This is a genomic window from Balneola sp. (assembly GCA_003712055.1).
Taxonomy (GTDB): domain Bacteria; phylum Bacteroidota; class Rhodothermia; order Balneolales; family Balneolaceae; genus RHLJ01.
In genome coordinates, this window is the sequence record RHLJ01000002.1 from 356,081 (window position 1) to 374,899 (window position 18,819).

Sequence of the window (18,819 nt, forward strand, 5' to 3'; positions counted from 1 at the left end):
TAGGGCATGATTGTACATATTTAATTCTCTTTATTGTGCGGGAAAGGGGGATAAAAATATTTATGGAAGGGCTTTTTTAAACGTTATAATTCTTTTTTGGAGACATTCACATTATGAACCAATACAGATTTAAATTCCTGGTTATAGTCTTTCTTTTTTCTGGTACTGCAGTTGCTCAAACTGTAAGTGAATTATACCAGTCGAGTATCCAGGCTTATGAAGAAAAAAGATTTGAGGATTTTTTAGAGTACGCTCTGAAAGCCGATTCGCTCCGACCTAATCACAGGATACTATTATATAATGTAGTTGCCGGTTATGCCCTTACTGGAAATTCTGAGAAAGCATATGAAGTGTTAAAGTCCAGAGCACAATTTTACGCAGTAAATGATTTCGAAGAAGATGAAGACTTTGCATCCTTGTCGGAAGAGTATTTTGAGGAATTGCGGAGTACTGTGAACCTATTAAATGAACCAATAGAAACCAGCGAGTTTGTATTTGAAATAAAAGCTGATGAATTTCACGCGGAAGACATTGTTTATCATGAAAAACTTGAACGATTCTTCTTGTCAGATGTCAGGAATGGCTATATATATAGTGTAGGAAGGGAGGGGGAGGATTTAAGGAAAGAGTTTGATCTCAAAGCGATGGGGTATTGGTCGGCATTAGGTATAGCCTTCGATCCAAATGAAGAAAATACCCTGTGGGTAAGCAGTTCAATGATGAATGTGTTTTCAGGTTACATAGACTCTCTGGATGGAAAGTCTGTTGTGATGAGTTTGGATATAAGAAAGAATAAGGTCCTTGAAGTATTTGAATTACCGGGAAGGCATGTTTTAGGAGAAATAATATTTTCAGACTCAGGAGACCTTTATATATCCGATAGTATTGAGCCCTATATATATGGTATAAAAAATGGAGGGGATGAGATTGAATCTCTTTATACAAATCCAGGATGGATGAATCTCCAGGGTTTGGCGATTGACGAAGCACAAAATCGAATATTCGTTTCAGACTATATCACCGGAACATTTATTGTAGATATTGAAAGCGGATTGATTAGCAGGTTAGATATTGAAGGTGGTTTAATTTCCGGTACAGATGGGTTAACCATTTATAAGGACAAATTGATCTACCTCCAAAATGGGACTACCCCAAAGCGAATAGCAATTAGTAAGCTAGATGGGAGTAGATTTGAGTTTCTTGATAGGGCCCTTCCATTTTTAAATGAACCAACAATGGGAGTAATAGTAGGTGATGAGTTTTATTTTATTGCCAACAGTCCGTGGCCATATTATAGCAGAGAATCAGAACCTCTTTTGGAAGAGTGGAGTCCTATACAAATCCGAAAATTAGTTACCGAATGAGATTAGGGTTTCTCGAATGATATCAACACACTCCAATAGTTGTTCTTCAGTTATTATCAAAGGGGGAGCAAAACGAATGATGTTCCCATGAGTAGGTTTGGCGAGTAGTCCGTTATTCTTGAGTTCTACACAAAATCTCCAGGCCGTATCACTTTCTTCTTTATCATTAATAACTACGGCATTTAACAGCCCTTTTCCTCGAACCTTAACAAAGAGATTAAACTTGGTAACCAGGTCATTCATTTTTTCCCTGAATAGCATGCCAAGTCTACGGGCATTTTGTGCAAGCTTCTCATCATTCACTACCTCCAAAGCAGCGATAGCTACTTTGCATGCCAAAGGGTTTCCTCCATAGGTAGATCCATGTTGTCCTGGTTTAATAACATCCATGACTTCACTATCTGCAAGAACCGCAGATACCGGATAAGACCCACCTGAAAGAGCTTTACCAAGAATTAAGATGTCAGGCTTAGTATAAGATGGCTGTTGTTCACAGTGACCAGAACATGTGCAGTTACCGCAAACGGCTAACAACGATCCCGTTCGTGCAATACCAGTTTGAATTTCGTCAGCAATAAACAGGGCGTTTTTTTCTTTTGCGAGTCTGGCTATTTCAGGAATAAAATTTTCATCGGGGACCATAACCCCTGCTTCACCTTGAATAGGTTCAACCAGAATGCCGGCAATGTTTGGTTGATCAAGGGCTTTTGATAAAGCATCAATATTATTGTAAGGCACCTTTAAGAACCCTGGGGTATAAGGTCCGAAGTTATTCCTGGCATCGGGATCATTTGAAAAAGAAATAACTGTAGTGGTTCTGCCGTGGAAATTATTTTCGAACACTATGATTTGAGCCTTGTCTTCAGGAATCCCTTTTTTTTCATAGGCCCATTTGCGGCAAATTTTGATCGCCGTTTCTACTCCTTCAGCTCCCGTATTCATAGGTAGAATTTTCTCAAAACCGAAATACTGAGAAAGAAATTTTTCATACTCACCCAATACATTATTATAGAACGCCCGTGATGTAAGTGTGAGGGTCTTAGCCTGTTCGATGAGTACATCGGTAATCTTAGGATTACAGTGCCCTTGATTAACTGCAGAGTAGGCAGATAAAAAATCGAAATATCTTTTTCCTTCAGGATCCCAAACATATACTCCATCACCTTTTGAAAGAACTACTGGTAAAGGATGATAATTATGTGCCCCGAATTTATTCTCTAACTCGATTGCTTGTTTGGATGATGTCATAATTATTAAGCAACAATATTAATTGACGAGAGTGATTTTCTGGCAAAAAAGGTATTGAAGTTAATAGACTAAAACTCATATATTTGTCGTCCTGAAATCGCGGGGTGGAGCAGCTGGTAGCTCGTCGGGCTCATAACCCGAAGGTCGCAGGTTCGAATCCTGTCCCCGCCACTAAAAGCCTTGATTGCATCAAGGCTTTTTTTATTTGCCCAATCTGCATGCGTTTATATATATAGTATAAGCTGACTGTTTTAAGTAGGTATAGCTTCCATCAGAAAAAGATATTTTATGCTTCAACAATCATTTGCTTTATAATTTTTTATTGTTCAATTTACGAATCGTTAAATTTTAGGTTGTTCAACCTAGGGTTTAAGGTCACTTTTGTGAACATCATTTATTAATTAAACAAAAAGCATATGAGGTCATCTATGTTAAAGAAGTTACTAACTTTGTTAGTTTGTGCTTTTTCGCTGTCTGCAGGTATCTATGCTCAGGGTTCCATTTACGGTACCGTGACTGATACTGATGGTGAAATAGTAGCAGGTGCAAACGTTGTAATCGTTGATCTAAATCGTGGTAATGCAACTGATCCTGATGGGAATTATCGAATCGATAATGTTCCTGCTGGTTCATATACCATTTCCGCTACTTTTATCGGCTATACAACCTTTACACAATTAGTTCAGGTTCAATCAGGTCAAGATCTTGAGCTAAATATCGTTTTAGAATTTGGAGCTGTAGGCTTAGATGAACTTGTTGTCTCTGGGTATGCCGTAACACCCAAAAGAGAGCTAACAGGTTCAATTTCAAGTATCGCTGCTGCAGATATTGAAAACGTATCTCTGCAAAACGCACAATCAATTCTTCAAGGACGTGCCGCTGGTGTAACTATTTCCACTACTTCAGGAAACCCAGGTGGTGCATTTAATGTACAGATTAGAGGTGTGAATTCTATTAACGCGAATTCTCAACCACTTTATATCATCGATGGTGTACAGATTGAATTATCTAATACTTCTGGTGTAACCAGTACAACTCCATTGAATGCTCTTAACCCAAGCGACATCGAGTCTATCGAGGTTCTTAAAGATGCTGCTGCTTCCGCTATTTACGGAGCTCAGGCTGCTGCTGGTGTAGTTATCATTACTACTAAGCGTGGTAAGAAAGGAACTTCTCAGATCAACGCTAGTTACGAGCGTGGAGTAAGAAGTTTAGCAAGAAACGTAGACTATGTTTCTTCTGACGATTATCTACAATATATGGGAGAAGCTCTTGCACTTAATAGCGGTGTTTCTTTGGATCAAGACATTTCTTCCTTCGTTCAAACCTATTATGATTTCTTCGAGGGGTACTACTTTACTTCTGAGGCACCAGGTTTTGATGCTGATAATCCAGCACTAGTTAACACTGACTGGCAAGATTTCATCTTCTCTGACGGTGTTACTGAAAAGTATAATATGTCTGTTTCTGGTGGTACAGAGTCTACTAGCTATTACCTTTCTGGTGGATTTGAAAGTACTGAAGGTACTGCGTTTGATTCTGATTTTACTCGTTTAAACTTAAGAACAAACATCGACCACAGAATTAATAGCAAACTTTCTACCTCTGTAACTGCAAATATCTCTCGTAGCACTCAATTTGGTGTTTGTCAGGATGGTAACTTTGTAAATTGCCCTGTTTCTCAGGCAATGTTTACCCCTCCAATGTCATTCCCGTTCTTTGCTGATGGTAGCTACAACCCAGCTGGTGGTCTTTTCAGACGTATTGACTGGAACCCTGCTGTAATTCGTGATGAAGTAGACCGTAACGCTACTTTCAATCAAATTATCGCTGATGCAAGCTTAACTTATCTTGTAACTGACTGGTTAAATGTTAGAGGTTCTCTATCTGTTGACTATAGAAATACTCAAGATGAGCAAATTAGAACTGCTGTATCAGCTCCTGTTCAAGGCGGTTGGATTTCTTACGATAATAGAAATGTTGAAAACGTTCAGGCTCGTTTAGTTGCAAACGGACGATACACTTTTGACCGTGTACACAATGTTTCTGGTTTAGTTGGAACTGAGTACAAGAATGTATATTCAGAAACCTACGCTACTCGTGGTGATGGTATCTCTAGTTCTTTCTTCAATGTACTAAACGCAACTTCTACTCCTGTAGAAGCTTCAGGTTCTAACACTGAGTATGTTGTGAGCAGTTATTTCACAAATTTGAAGTACAACTTTGATGAAAAGTATTTCATTTCTTTCACTGGTCGTTATGATGGACACTCCCGATTTGGTGAAGATGTACGTTGGGCATTTTTCCCATCTGTTTCTGGTGCTTGGAATATTGCAGAAGAAGATTTCTTTACAGTTGACGTAATCGATGATCTTAAATTAAGAGTTGGTTATGGACAAACTGGTAACTCTGCGATTGGAAACTTCGAATCTCAAGCTCTTTATAGCTTAGCTGGTACTTACAGCGGTAGTACAGGTATCAGTCCAAGTCAGTTAGCAAACGCTAACCTAACTTGGGAAGAGGCAAACGAAATCAACGTAGGTCTTGATTATGCACTTCTAGATAACAGAATTTCTGGTTCTATTGACGTGTACAGAAAAGATAACGAAGGTCTTCTTTTCAACCGTCCGCTTTCTGGAGATAGTGGATTCACTGGAATTAGAGAAAACATCGGAGCTCTTCGAAATGAAGGTATCGAGTTTGAAATTAACTCTGTAAATGTTGACAACAACGATTTCGTTTGGTCTTCAAGATTCAACATCGCATTCCAGAGTAATGAAATTCTAGAACTTCCTGATGACACCGATATCAGCCCGGATGATATCTTTGCTTCCAGAATCATTGGTGAGACTCTTGGTCTAATTCAGGTAGTAAGATGGGCAGGTGTTAACCCAGCTGATGGTCGTCCAATGTGGTACGATGCTAACGGTAACATTACATACACTCCTGAAGCTTCTGACCGAGTTAAGTATAAAGATGGTGTTGCTGATGCAGTTGGTGGATTTGGAAATACACTTAGTTACAAAGGTATTACTCTTGATGCATTCTTCCAGTTCAGCTTTGGTCAGTGGGCATTCCCACAAACTGACTACTACTTCACAAGAACTCCTGACTTCTTGATGAACCTTGCTGAAGAAGTTAATGACAGATGGACTACTCCTGGTGATGTAACTTACTACCCACGTGCAATTGAAGGTGGTACTGACTACCCTGAGACTGATAACTACCGTACTCAATTAAGTACTCAGTCTATCTATAATACTAGTTACATTCGATTGAAAAACGTTTCTCTAAGTTACAACCTACCTAGCACTATGCTTGATGGTTTAGGTATTAGAAGCGTTAAACTATATGCTTCTGCTGTTAACCTTCTTACATGGACTGCATGGCCATGGTACGATCCAGAAGTTGCTGCGACTACTACTGACGTAAACGGAAACGTTACTGCCGCTTCTTACCCAACAGAGCGTCAAGTATACGGTGGTATTGATATAGGCTTCTAATCGAAATCAGTAAAAAGGATATAAGACAATGAATAAACTAAGATTTATTAAAATCGCTGCGCTTTCCCTTCTTCTTGTAGGAGGAATCGCTTGTGATGACATTTTTGACGTAGAGCCATCTACTGCTATTTCTACTTCTGATGCATTAGGATCAGCAGCTGGTATTGATGGCTTGAGAACCAATATGTACAGCAAAATTCTTACTAGTTTTGATATGACTACTGAGCATTTTGTTGGCGCGAGTGCACTTGCTGATGAAACTTGTAACCGACAAGGTTCTACAAGGTTTCAAGCACAATGTACAGCAATAGGTACCAGTGGTACTACTCATCTTGGAAGTTTTGGCGCTTATGAAGTAATTCAGGAAGCCAACTTATTGATCAATGAAATCCCTGATGGGTTAATTGATGATGCTACAAGAGATCAGTACAGAGGAGAAGCACTTGCAATCCGAGCTCTAGCTTATCATTTGTTAGTTCGTGCATATGCATACGAGCCAGGTCAGTTCAGTAATGGGCCTACAGCAAACTGGGATGCAGGTGTTATGCTAAGAACTGATGCCACTACTGATTTAACCGATGCCGAGCCTGTTGCTCGTAGCACTGTAAATCAAGTGTACACTCAAATTCTTGCTGACCTTACAGAAGCAGAGTCTTTGCTTTCTGCTAATGCAGATCTTCTCTCTGCTAATGGTTTTGCAACTTATGAATTTGTACTAGGACTAAGAGCGCGTGTTCTACTTTATCAAGGAGAATGGGCTGCTGCAGCTACTGCTGCTCAAACTGCAATTACAGCTAGTGGACTTTCACTAGTAAGTGATTCAGCAGGAGTAGGAAGTATGTGGTTCCAGGCAAATCCTGAAGCACTCTTTGAAATCAAAGTAAATGCTAGTACTGAAAATATTGCTGGTAGTAATGCTAACAGCGGTCTTGCAGTATACACTTCAGTTCAGTGGGTATCTCAAGTACCAACTAACTACACAATGGATACATACTCAGCAGACGACTGGAGACTTTCAGGATGGTACGCTACTTGTATTCAGGAAGGTTGTACTGCAACAAATGATGAAGGCGTAGCTGTTATGAAGTGGAATGGATACAAAGGAAACTTTGTGGATGATATTCCTTTCATGAGAGTTGCTGAGCTTTACCTAATTCAAGCTGAAGCTGCAGCAAAAGCTAGTGGCGTTGCTTCTGGTATCGCACCTTTAAATACTCTTAGAACTGCTAGAGGTCTTGCAACAGTAGCAGCAGGCGACTTCGCCGATGTAACTGCATTCGAGGATGAAATACTTCTGGAAAGAACTCGTGAGCTTATTGTAGAAGGTCACAGATTCTGGGATTTAAAGCGACTAGGACGAGCTATTCCTGATGGAGATGGCGGTACTAAAATGAGAGCTGATTCTTACAGATTATTAGCTCCATTTGGAACTGCTTATCAGGCGGTAAATCCTCTCGCTGTTGAGAATCCTGACTACGCAGTACTTGAAGACTAATCATCTACTAACTCGAAAATTTTATAAGACTATGAAATTCAAAAAACTAGCATATATCCTTCTTTTTCCAGCATTGCTGGTAGGGTGTGATTCACTCTTTGATAAAGGGGATGTAGAAAATACTTATGACGGACCAGATCAGGTTGGCTTTTTCCCTCTACAGGATAGCAATAACCTTGGATGTAATGTTACTTCCACAACTATCCAGGTTCAGTTAATTTCTAGCGATGGTACAGCATCTTCTGATGTTTCTGTAAACTTCAGTGCAGCCGGTGGATCTACTGCAAGCGCTGGTACCGACTATAGCTTCGGAACTACTTCACCTGTAACTATCTCTGCTGGAGAAACTACTGCTGATATTGATATCGACTTTGTAGTTACTACAGTAGGAAGTATTACTCAGCCAAGCTATGATGGTACAACAACTGATACACTTAGAACGGCAGGTACCTATTCAGGTGTTACTGCTGGTGGTTCCGGTACTGGGGCTACATTTGATGTAGTTGTTGATACTACTGGTGCTGCTGCAGTTACTATCGCTTCAGGTGGTACTGGTTATGCTTGTACTGACTCTTTCACTATTACAGATGCAAATCTTGGTGGTGGCGGAGCTCCAGATCTTACTTTTGATGTAGCGGATCTTACTGGTAGCTTTGCTGCTAGTGAAGTTCTTCTTCTACTTCAATTAGACGGATCAAGTGCAACCGTTGCAGCGAATTTAGATTCTACTAATGTGTTTATGGCACAATAAGTATCTTACTAAATTGTTAACTTTGAGCTACACCTACTAGTTAGGTGTAGCTTTTTTTATTCAATTAATTCAATATCAGCTTTATCAATGTCAAGATATACGTTACTTCTAGGTCTAATAACTTTTTATCTATCGAACTGTCTCGATTCAAGCTCAAATATCGGTAAACGAGTCGAGTTTCGTTTCTTTGTGGATAATCTAGGTGATGAAATAGCCTTCGGGAATGATACAGTAAGAGTGAGGGAACTGAAGTTTACTTCTACCGCATTCATAATTACCAATGAGGATTCTGCAGAATTAGTCAACTCTGAAGATTTTGATATATTCTTATATGCCTATGTTGATATTGGGGATACGGATGTAATCGTCTTATCCACTGATTTGGGTTTTGAGTTAAATGGTTTTGTAGATTATGAACTTGATATAGGCCCCATTAGCACAAGAGATCCTTTTTTTGATAATGATTTTTATGGTGATGACAACATAACCTACTCATTAGTTATAGAAGGAACAGTAAACGGAAGTGATTTTTTCCTACGAACTACTCCAAGTTTTACTAAACGATTTGCAATGGATGGACCGGTAAATATTAGTGATAGCGAGGAAACTCTTTTTGTTAGAACAACAATAGATATTCAAGCTCTATTTCAGAACGGAGATGGAGAGTTTTTAAATCCTAATCTGGCCAACAATATTTCTGAAATTAATGGCAATTTCAGAAATCTGCTAGAAGGTGAAATGTTTGCTGGCTCAATAGTTAATGTAAATTAGAGGTTGTCTTTAAGGATTAACCCATTAAGCCACAACTCTCTTTGCCTATATTCTACCTGATGATATTGAGGGGTTCTTAACAATAAGTAGTTGTAGAATGGATATTCACTATTCTTAACCCGAGGCGATCGGAAAAAGAAATTTCTACCAAACTCATCAAGGTTGTAAGAATAAGCCCATGAAATTTGATCAAGAGTGGGGGTAACATACCATGGTGGTCCAAAAAGTATGTAGATCATCCCCATATCTGTTTTCCATCCTTCTTTATAACTGGCGAATTGCTTATTAGCTTGCTCAACTCTTTCATAGTATAGTGAAATTACATCCTGAGCTTTTTTGGAGTTCTTTATATTCTTTAACCAAAAACGATCGAGCGCTTTTTTTAGATCGACATCATTTTCAATAGCCATTAAACGGTTGTATTCCTTCTTATCCATTAAGTAAGCAAGCGGGGCGGCTAGCTCTCGTGGAGTTTTTAAGGAAGGGTAATTAAGGCTCTTAACACTGAAATCCCTTGCCTTAAACAGTGGTTCTTCTCTTTCTCCGGCAGAGCGAACCTCAAATCGGTAGTTACCTCTAGGTAGATTTGGAAATATAAACTCAATGGAAACACTACCAGGTTGATTAATGATCCGTCTGGAGGACGTTATCGTTTCAAATTTGTCGTATTGGATACCTTTGTAAACAATATGCGATGAATTATAGTTAGTAAAACTCATGGGGCGGGCTATAGTAGTATCACTTCGGAATTTTAAGAGACGACTATCGATAGTTATAGGTTCATCTGGGTTATTATTGGTAACCTGGAATACAAACCGAACAGAATCAATCTGATTGGAAATATCATAAGTAGTTACAGGGTCAAACTGATTTGTAAGCGACTCATCTTTGGAAAAAATTTGGATATTTGTGATATGGGAGATAGGGTCTACAGGATTAGGTATATATGCTTTTGATGTTCTTACCGTTTGCTTATTGGTATTTACATCGGTAACTGTAAAATTAATCGTATAGTCTCCTGGTTCTAAGTCATATACTTTGCTAAATAGGTACTCTTTTTGACTATTCGTAGTACGTGCATCTTTTTCAGTAACAGTAATAGGGTAAGTTTTTAAGTCGATAATATTTGCAGGGTTGATGTTGTCTATTATTTGAACGTCGATAGTAATTTCGGCTTCAAATTGATCATCCACCTTTTTAAAAATTAGACTTGCATAAATAATCTCTCCAATAACTGTTATTCTTGTACTATCCGTATATTCATCAATAATTCCAGCCGTAACCAGGCGAACTTCAGGATAACCAGGTATAAACTGATAACCCTCATTTCTGTCAATATTATCGACATAAGAGTTTGAACAGTTCAAAACCAAAATCCCTACAAATAATAATAAAAGCTTTGATGTAATTACCTTCATACAGCTAAACTCTTTTGGGTACAAGAAAAAATAGTGCTTATTTGATCCAAAAATTTATAAAATCATATCAAACTGATAACCACATTTAGGCTATCTTTAGTATCCATATATTTAAATAACCTCACTCTTAAGATCAACCACAAAATATGATTACTCCACTTCGAAGAACTAAGATAGTATGTACTATCGGACCGAGTTGTTATACCCAGGAAGGTATCACAAATCTTTTCTTACACGGAATGAATGTTGCCAGAATTAATTTTTCTCACGGTAGTCACGAAGTTCATGAACGTTCAATTAAATACATTAGAAAAACAGCTCGAGAGAATGACTACAGTATCGCAGTTCTAATGGATTTGCAAGGGCCAAAAATTAGGGTTGGTCAGATGAAGGATGATGGTCAGGTTTTGACAGAAGGAGAAATCGTTTCTATTACAGGTGAAGAAGTAGAAGGGACATCCACATTGATTCCAATTGATTATAAAAACCTTGTCAAAGAGGCTGAGGTTGGAAATAGAATACTATTGGATGATGGGCTTCTCGAACTTGAAGTTACAGGTAAAAAGGGTAGTGTATTAGAAGCAAAAGTAATTGTGGGCGGATTACTAAAGCCCAGAAAAGGAGTTAACCTGCCTAACGTTAAGGTTTCAATTCCAGCTTTGACTGAAAAGGACATAAAAGATCTTGAATTTGGCCTCACGCAGAATGTAGATTTTGTAGCATTATCGTTTGTTAGATCCGCTAAAGAAGTATTGGATCTTAAAAGGAGAATCAGTGAGTCGGAGTGTGAGGCAGGAGTAATTGCAAAAATCGAAAAGCCAGAAGCGATAGATGCTATTGATGAAATAATAGAAGCGGCTGACGGTATCATGGTTGCGAGAGGAGATTTAGGAATCGAAGTTCCCACTGAAGATGTACCCTTCATCCAAAAAATGATTATTGAAAAATGTAGGAAGCATGGCAAGCCGGTAATTACTGCTACTCAAATGCTTGATTCAATGATTACAAATCCAAGGCCTACAAGAGCAGAGAGTTCAGATGTTGCTAATGCTGTTCTAGATGGTACTGATGCGGTAATGTTATCGGGAGAAACCGCAGCGGGGAAATACCCAATGGAAGCAGTGAATGTTATGAATCGAATTTGTAGGAAAACGGAAGAGAGGCTTCTTAATCTTTATAATAGCCTTAAGTATAGAAAGCCGGACTTAAAGGAAAAGCAAATTATTGAATCTATCGCTTTTTCATGTATAGCAATGGCAGATAATGTGGATGCTAAGGTAATTAGCACTATCACACATTCCGGAAATACAGCCAGGAGGATTGCAAAATTTCGACCAAAGGTTCCGATTTTTGCCTTCACTGAATCACAAAAAGTAAGAAGACAATTGAATTTGGTTTGGGGAGTCCATTCTGTTCGATTGGATGAGCTCTTTAATACTGATAAGAGTGTAAAGAAAATGGAGTACTATTTAGAAGATCGTGGTATGGTTAAAAAAGGAGATCGAATTGTAATTGCTACTGGAATGCCTATTGCAGAGAGAGGAAAAACTAATATGATTAAAGTAAGCACGATTGAGTAACCAGCAACGTTTGTTATCAGATGACAAATTCTTAATTGATGAGAAAGCTTTTTAGTGTAATACTGATTCTGACTCTTACAGCAGGATGTAAGACTTCTTTTAAATCTGGATTCCGGGATTTCAATGCCTACTACAACACTTATTACAACGCAAAGAAAAGCTTTAACTCTGGAGAAGAAAAGTCAGAAGAACAGCAACGTAATTATAATACTCTTCAAGCTATACGAATCCACGAGACCCCAATGGGAGCAGGAAGCGGAGAATTCCAAAATGCGATCGATAAAGGTGCAGATATACTTAGAAAACATGACGATACTAAGTGGGTTGATAACGCTTTAGAGATTATTGGAAAGTCATATTTCTACAGACAAGAGTACTTTTCAGCCGATCAAAAATTTGATGAGCTTTTTATTTCATCCGAAGACCCTGAAATGAAACAGAAAGCCGTTTTTTGGAAAGGAAGGGTTCTACTTGAGTTAGAAGCTCACAATCAAGGAGTTCAATACTTGACAGAGCACCTGGCTTTGTTTGATGGTGAATGGAAAGGTAGTTTAGAAGCTCAAGTACGGGCTGTATTAGGACAACACTATGTGGAGCGAGAAAATTGGGTAAATGCACTTGATCAGCTTACGATTTCTGTAAGATATCTCCCAAAAAGATCCTATAAAGAACGAGGTTATTTCTTAATCGGGCAGCTCTATGAAAACTTAGGCAACAATGAAGAAGCCTACGATGCTTATGATCAAGTGGGGAAAAACTATACTAATTATGATCTTCAGTTTGAGGCAAAAAAGAAAAAAGCTGAAGTAGCACGAGCACTGGGCAGATCTGATGATGCATACAGGGTGTTTTCTTCGATGGTAAGGGATGACAAAAATACAGAGTTTGTATCAGAGCTTAATTTTGAACTTGGAAAAACCGAACAAGATCGGGGTAATTATGCCAAGGCTAGGGAAATATATACTTCTATTTTAAGAGACCGTAGAAATAGGCCTGATGAGATTACTAAAGCTAAGGCTTATAATGGTCTTGCCGAGATTTATCGATTTCATTTCAATGATTTCGAAAGAGCAGCTGCTTACTATGATTCCGCTTCCTCATCCAATGCAAAAAGAGAGGAATTGCCAGAAGATTTTAATGCGGAAGAATTTGCGCAGTCATTTGGTGATTATGCCCGTTTAAAAGATGAGATCCATTTACAAGATAGTTTAATATGGATGGGTAGTTTATCAGAAGTAGAGTTTGATTCTGTATTAGCCGAACTGGAAAGGAAAAAGAGGGAAGAGATTGCTCGGTTGCAAAGAGAACAGGAAGCTCGAAGGAATACGCTGATTAATGTGAACGCACCTTCAGCTCAAAATAATTCAGGGGAAAACCAGGAGAGAAATGGGTTTCTAAATTATAAAAACCCAGTTATGCTTACTGATGCCGCACAACAATTTAATGCTGTTTGGGGGGGTAGACCTTTGGCCGATAATTGGAGAGTATCTTCGATATTGGTAAATCAAATAGTTGAAAATGAAGAAGGAGAAGGGACCAATACTCAGGCTGGAGTCACACAAGCTAATGAAGTATTTGTAAGTATCGATTTAAGCAGGATTCCTTTTACACCAGAAGATCAGGATTCGGTAAGGGAGGAAATTTCAAAACTCAATTATGAATTGGGAAATTTGTTTTTCCTATCACTAAATCTCCCAGATAGTGCAGAATATTATTTCAAAAAGGTGATAGAGGAACGGCCGAATAGCAATGTTGTTCCTGTATCTCTTTACTCACTTTCCGAATTATATATTTTAAACGGTGATACATTAAAGGCTACTGAGAAAGGGGAAGAGTTACTGGAAAACTATCCATCCTCAATCTATGCTGATAGAGTTGTGGAAAAGTATAATCTGAGCCCCCCCGAAGTAACTGATAAAGTAGAATTAAGCCCAACTGAAGTTTTTATTTCTATATCTAATGATGAGACACTAAATGAAAAACAAAGGGCGGACTCCCTATTAGTTCTGGAAAAGTCAATCAGGGGGAGTTCAATAGGAGCTAAATCATTGCAATTCGCAATAGATTCTTACATCACGCTTGCAAAAGAGGATTCCCTGTTTTCTAGCAATATTTCCAAGTGGAATGAAGTAAATCAAGATTGGGTAAGTACACAAAAAGACTTTAAAGCAAAGCAAGATTCGGCTAAGTATATTTTATCTGATTCAACTAGTGCGGCAACTGATAGCCTTTTTGCAATATCTATACTCGATTCTACTCTAACTACCCCTGATCTTTCTCCTTATTTCCCTTATCAGGGAGTATATTGGGATTCGACACGGTCGAAAGTTCAGTTATATCTTGCAGAGTATTCATCCTTCGAAAATGTAGTTCTTATAAGGCGTTTAAATGCGGAATTTGAGCCACCAAAATCCCAAGTAGCTGATACAGTTGTTTCTCAGATAGAAGATCCAGGAGTAGCATTAAGAGAAGGCTATCTAAGTTGTGAGGATATTGATCAGGAGGTGTTTATAAGAGGAGGGATGCAACAGTTTTTATCCCTAATCGAGCTCCCTAAGAATGTTACTGAAGATCAGATATCATTCCTGTTCTTCTTCAACACAAGAGGGGTAATTGAAGAGTTTAAGCTATCCTCAGATACTCAGAATAAGGAGCTTATTGATGAATTTGTCACAAAGATAGATGCCAATATTACATTTGATCCCGTTCTTGTAGATGGGTCGGCTTCAAACATTCAGTGCGAAATTAGCTTTCCAATTTCACAATAGTTGTTATTGGGTAATTAGTGATTTTTTAATCCCTTTAAGCAGTCCAGGACCTTCGTATACAAGACCTGTATAGATTTGTAGCAAGCTAGCTCCGGCGTCTATTTTCTCCAGTGCACTTTCTACACTATCTATCCCACCTACACCTACTATCGGTTTTTTATCCCCTATCATTTCATAAATCCAGCGGATCATAGTGGTACTTTTTTCCGCAATCGCTCTACCACTTAATCCGCCTCCCCCAATTTCTGACAATGTTTTTTCGTCGGTTGACAAGTTATCTCTTAAGGAAGATGTATTAGTGGCTACATACCCTGCTACAGAATGCTTTTCACAAATCTCAATAAGCTCTTCAAGAGTTGCTTTATCTGTATCAACAGAAAATTTCACTAAGGAAGGCACTCTGTTCTTCTTTGATAACTCAAGAACACTTAAGAGCTCTTCCAGTGCAATTGGGTCTTCAAAGGTTTTCCCCTCACCTGTATTCGGGCAAGAAATATTGATAGTTATGTAATCGGCTACCTGGTTTGCCAGATCATAACTAAACAAATAATCCTGAACAGCTGCGTCCCCATGAATAGAGCTATCATTTGTTTTAGCAATATTAACTCCTAAAGGGATATTGAGTTTAATCTTGGAAAGGACATCAACCACTTGTTTAGCTCCAACATTATTAAGCCCCATTCGATTAATTAATGAGCGGTCCTGAGGTAGTCGAAAAGCCCGGGGTTTGGGGTTGCCAGTTGAAGGTTTTGCTGTAATACTACCTATTTCAACAAACCCAAAACCTAAAGCCTGCATTGCCAACGGGGTGTCTCCATTCTTATCGAACCCTGCTGCTAATCCAATAGGGTTAGAGAATTCAAGATCCCAATACTGTCTCTTAAGTGAAGAGTGATTGAAACCATAGGCAAGCTTTGCCGCTGATCTTAAAAAAGCTGATTCACTCGTAGTTTTAGAAAGCGAGATAGCCATTTCATGAGCAGTTTCTGCATCTTTCTTAAATAAAAATGGCTTGAGAAAGGATTTGTAGAACATCAAAAAGAATTTGAAATAATGATACGGAAAACAACCCAATAATGGAGCATAAACCGTATCATATGCAGCTTAAATGAATGACAAGGAAGGAAATATTAACGCTTTGATAGAGGCTCTTTCCAGAGAAGGAGATGTGATACTTTTAGAGTCTCAGAAGGAAGATCATCCCGAAAGCAAGACTTCATTTTTGGCAGGCAGGCCAAAAGCCTGGATAAAGGCAGATGGGGGTAAAACGTATGTTTTTGAAAATGGAAACAAAACGGAGCGGGAAGGAAATATCTGGGAACAGCTTTTAGCCTTCAGGAAAAGAAATGAAGGATGGCTGTTTGGGTATTTAGGATATGATTTAAAAAATTCATTAGAAGATCTTCAGTCGGAAAATTCTGAGCTTATATCGGCTCCCGATATGTATTTCATGGTACCAGATTACCTGGAAGAATTTTCATTCAACAAATCGTCAGAGATGGAAAACCGATCGGGATTCGAACTACAGGAAAAGAATCGGATTGATAAGGAAGACTATATTTCCAGAGTTGTAGAGGCAAAGAAATTAATAGGAGAAGGAGATTTTTATGAGATAAATCTGTCGCATGCCCTCGAGTTCGATTTTTCAGGAAATCCACTGGAACTTTATGGCGCTATGAAAGGGAAGGGATCGGTTCCGTTTGGCGCATATCTATCAATTGGTGATTTGTCGATTTGTTGTTCTTCCCCAGAGCGTTTTTTAAGAAGAAAGGCAAACAAAGTAATCTCCCAACCTATAAAAGGGACAATCTCTCGAAATGGAATCGCCGGGGATGAAAAGTTAAGACTTCTACATTCGGAAAAGAACAGAGCAGAAAACCTGATGATCGTAGATTTGGTTCGAAATGACTTAAGCAGAGTAGCAAAAAACGGGTCTGTTAATGTTCAAAAACTTTTTGAGATTCAAAGCTTTGAGACCCTTCATCAAATGGTTTCAACTGTTGAATGTGAAGTGTCTTCAGAAACAGATTCTCTTGAAATCATAAAATCTTGTTTTCCAATGGGGTCTATGACTGGAGCTCCTAAGATAGCTGCAATGCAGAGTATAGAGGAATTCGAAGATTATAAAAGAGGTATTTATTCAGGAGCAATAGGATACATAGCTCCAAACGGAGACTTTGATTTCAATGTAGTAATTCGAACAGCAATTATTCAGAATCAGCGTCTAGTTTATCCTGTTGGTGGAGCTATTACTGCCGATTCGGTTCCTGAAGAGGAATGGCAAGAAACATTAGTGAAAGCGAAGGCTCTGACCACTCTTATTCCTAATTATAAGAATGAATGAAATGCTTTCGTTAGAAGTTATGGAAGAAATTTAGAGTAATTATTCATGAACGATTTACATCAAAAAGTAAATACACTTAAAGAGCTCAGAGAAAATGGATGGCAATCAATTTCGGTAAAGGAAGAAATTCGAAAGAATTTGATTAAAGCAATGCAAGAAGGGAGTCCCTTCTTTGAGGGGATTCACGGTTACGAGAAAACAGTACTCCCTCAAATTCAACATGCATTGCTTTCGAAGCATGATATGATTCTTTTGGGCCTTAGAGGACAGGCAAAAACTAAGATGCTCCGTATGCTTGTTAACTTTTTGGATGAGTATATGCCAATTGTTGCTGGCTCTGAAATTAATGATGACCCATTTCGGCCATTATCGATCTATGCAAAAAAACTTATTGGCGAAAAGGGGGATGATACCCCAATCGATTGGGTTCACCGTTCAAAAAGGTATGGGGAAAAATTAGCTACACCAGATACTACGGTAGCAGATTTAATAGGCGATATCGATCCGATAAAAGCCGCCACTAAAAAGATAAGCCTTTCCGATGAGAATGCCATTAATTTTGGCCTGATACCCAGGACAAACAGAGGGATTTTTGTAATAAATGAACTCCCTGATTTACAACCCCGAATCCAGGTAGCACTACTCAATATAATGCAGGAAAGAGATATCCAGATTAGAGGTTTTCATGTACGGATTCCATTAGATGTGTCGTTGGCATTTTCAGCAAATCCTGAAGATTATACGAATCGGGGGAATATAATAACTCCGCTTAAAGATAGAATTGATGCCCAAATCATCACCCATTACCCCAAAGAGATGGAGACAGGCATTAACATCACTCGGCAAGAAGCCTGGGATGAAAGAGGAAATCAGATTTCAGTTCATATCCCCGAAGTATATCGGGAGATCATTGAGCAAGCTGCTTTTGAAGCAAGGAATTCGGAATATGTTGATCAGAAGAGTGGGGTTTCAACAAGAATGACAATTACTGCTATGGAACAAGCCATTTCATCAGCAGAGCGAAGGGCTGTATTAAATGGTGAGCAGGAAACAGTACTCAGGATTTCTGATATCTATCATATGGTACCAGCATTGACAGGGAAGTTGGAGTTGGTATATGAAGGTGAGCAGGAAGGAGTTATTAGCGTTGCAAAGCACATCATTGGCAAAGCAATTAGTACGATATTCAAAAAGTATTTTATAGACCCACAATCGCGAGCTGAAAAAGAACGAAGTACTTATAAACCAATTACCGAATGGTTTTCCAATGGAAATGAAGTAAATCTTCCTGATGTCTCTTCTGATAAAGAGTATCAAAAAGAGCTCGCTAAAGTCTCCGGACTAAAACAACTGGCAGTAAATGGTAGGGCTAAGAATAGTAAACTTGAGGAATTTGCCTGGATGGATTTCATGCTGGATGCTCTTCATCAACATTCTATGCTCAGTAAAGAGGATTTAGATGACCATACCTCATACTCCGATATGGTTGGAACTATGTTCTCGTCATTCAGTGATTTAAGTGATGAAGATTTTAGTAATTACGATATATAAAATCATTGATATCGCTTATATATAGT

At 38.6% G+C, this 18,819-nt stretch carries 12 protein-coding genes and 1 tRNA gene; 10 read left to right on the forward strand and 3 right to left on the reverse strand.

Features of this window, described 5'->3' with window-relative positions:
- Positions 1 to 113 precede the first annotated feature (113 nt).
- On the forward strand, positions 114 to 1,364 hold the full coding sequence (locus ED557_06490) for a hypothetical protein (protein ID RNC84623.1): 1,251 nt from the start codon (positions 114 to 116) through the stop codon (positions 1,362 to 1,364).
- Here ED557_06490 and rocD read toward each other — a convergent pair.
- Positions 1,350 to 2,612 carry an ornithine--oxo-acid transaminase gene (gene rocD, locus ED557_06495; GenBank protein ID RNC84624.1) on the reverse strand — a complete coding sequence of 421 codons (1,263 nt, stop codon included), beginning with the start codon at positions 2,610 to 2,612 and terminating at the stop codon, positions 1,350 to 1,352. The genes ED557_06490 and rocD overlap by 15 nt on opposite strands.
- A gap of 98 nt (positions 2,613 to 2,710) precedes the next feature.
- On the opposite strand from rocD, the gene ED557_06500 reads away from it, so the two are divergent.
- From ED557_06500 to ED557_06520, 5 genes are all read left to right on the forward strand, one after another.
- A tRNA-Met gene (locus ED557_06500) sits at positions 2,711 to 2,786 on the forward strand.
- A 242-nt stretch (positions 2,787 to 3,028) separates the two neighbouring features.
- Positions 3,029 to 6,115, forward strand: coding sequence for a TonB-dependent receptor (locus tag ED557_06505; protein RNC84625.1), 3,087 nt, complete (start codon positions 3,029 to 3,031; stop codon positions 6,113 to 6,115).
- Positions 6,116 to 6,143: 28 nt separating this feature from the next.
- Complete coding sequence (locus ED557_06510; GenBank protein ID RNC84626.1) at positions 6,144 to 7,610, forward strand: RagB/SusD family nutrient uptake outer membrane protein; 1,467 nt, start codon at positions 6,144 to 6,146, stop codon at positions 7,608 to 7,610.
- Positions 7,611 to 7,641: 31 nt separating this feature from the next.
- The gene (locus ED557_06515) at positions 7,642 to 8,361 is read left to right on the forward strand and encodes a hypothetical protein (GenBank protein RNC84627.1); all 720 of its coding nucleotides are present in this window, start codon (positions 7,642 to 7,644) and stop codon (positions 8,359 to 8,361) included.
- A 189-nt stretch (positions 8,362 to 8,550) separates the two neighbouring features.
- Positions 8,551 to 9,132, forward strand: coding sequence for a hypothetical protein (locus ED557_06520; protein RNC84628.1), 582 nt, complete (start codon positions 8,551 to 8,553; stop codon positions 9,130 to 9,132).
- Here the strand turns inward: ED557_06520 and ED557_06525 are convergent.
- Positions 9,129 to 10,550: a GWxTD domain-containing protein gene (locus tag ED557_06525; protein ID RNC84629.1), complete on the reverse strand. Its 1,422-nt coding sequence runs from the start codon at positions 10,548 to 10,550 to the stop codon at positions 9,129 to 9,131. The genes ED557_06520 and ED557_06525 overlap by 4 nt on opposite strands.
- A 146-nt stretch (positions 10,551 to 10,696) precedes the next feature.
- Here ED557_06525 and pyk point away from each other — a divergent pair, with 146 nt between their 5' ends.
- Both pyk and ED557_06535 read left to right on the forward strand, forming a co-directional pair.
- Entirely contained in the window at positions 10,697 to 12,130 is a 1,434-nt protein-coding gene (gene pyk / locus ED557_06530) for a pyruvate kinase (GenBank protein RNC84630.1), read from the forward strand.
- Positions 12,131 to 12,168: 38 nt separating this feature from the next.
- Positions 12,169 to 14,898, forward strand: coding sequence for a hypothetical protein (locus ED557_06535; GenBank protein RNC84631.1), 2,730 nt, complete (start codon positions 12,169 to 12,171; stop codon positions 14,896 to 14,898).
- 3 nt (positions 14,899 to 14,901) lie between these two features.
- Here ED557_06535 and ED557_06540 read toward each other — a convergent pair whose 3' ends face one another.
- The gene (locus ED557_06540; protein ID RNC84632.1) at positions 14,902 to 15,933 is read right to left on the reverse strand and encodes a quinone-dependent dihydroorotate dehydrogenase; all 1,032 of its coding nucleotides are present in this window, start codon (positions 15,931 to 15,933) and stop codon (positions 14,902 to 14,904) included.
- A 73-nt stretch (positions 15,934 to 16,006) separates the two neighbouring features.
- Here ED557_06540 and ED557_06545 point away from each other — a divergent pair, with 73 nt between their 5' ends.
- Positions 16,007 to 17,242: an anthranilate synthase component I family protein gene (locus tag ED557_06545; GenBank protein RNC84633.1), complete on the forward strand. Its 1,236-nt coding sequence runs from the start codon at positions 16,007 to 16,009 to the stop codon at positions 17,240 to 17,242.
- Between the two features lie 45 nt (positions 17,243 to 17,287).
- Entirely contained in the window at positions 17,288 to 18,793 is a 1,506-nt protein-coding gene (locus ED557_06550; protein RNC84634.1) for a magnesium chelatase, read from the forward strand.
- Positions 18,794 to 18,819: the final 26 nt, after the last annotated feature.

Excerpts from the sequence above, each read along its gene's own strand:
- ED557_06510 (RNC84626.1), top strand. The coding sequence starts at position 6,144 with ATGAATAAACTAAGATTTATTAAAATCGCTGCGCTTTCCCTTCTTCTT.
- pyk (RNC84630.1), top strand. The coding sequence starts at position 10,697 with ATGATTACTCCACTTCGAAGAACTAAGATAGTATGTACTATCGGACCG.
- ED557_06535 (RNC84631.1), top strand. The coding sequence starts at position 12,169 with ATGAGAAAGCTTTTTAGTGTAATACTGATTCTGACTCTTACAGCAGGA.
- ED557_06515 (RNC84627.1), top strand. The coding sequence starts at position 7,642 with ATGAAATTCAAAAAACTAGCATATATCCTTCTTTTTCCAGCATTGCTG.
- ED557_06505 (RNC84625.1), top strand. The coding sequence starts at position 3,029 with ATGAGGTCATCTATGTTAAAGAAGTTACTAACTTTGTTAGTTTGTGCT.
- ED557_06540 (RNC84632.1), bottom strand. The coding sequence starts at position 15,933 with ATGTTCTACAAATCCTTTCTCAAGCCATTTTTATTTAAGAAAGATGCA.
- ED557_06490 (RNC84623.1), top strand. The coding sequence starts at position 114 with ATGAACCAATACAGATTTAAATTCCTGGTTATAGTCTTTCTTTTTTCT.
- ED557_06525 (RNC84629.1), bottom strand. The coding sequence starts at position 10,550 with ATGAAGGTAATTACATCAAAGCTTTTATTATTATTTGTAGGGATTTTG.
- ED557_06550 (RNC84634.1), top strand. The coding sequence starts at position 17,288 with ATGAACGATTTACATCAAAAAGTAAATACACTTAAAGAGCTCAGAGAA.
- rocD (RNC84624.1), bottom strand. The coding sequence starts at position 2,612 with ATGACATCATCCAAACAAGCAATCGAGTTAGAGAATAAATTCGGGGCA.
- ED557_06545 (RNC84633.1), top strand. The coding sequence starts at position 16,007 with ATGAATGACAAGGAAGGAAATATTAACGCTTTGATAGAGGCTCTTTCC.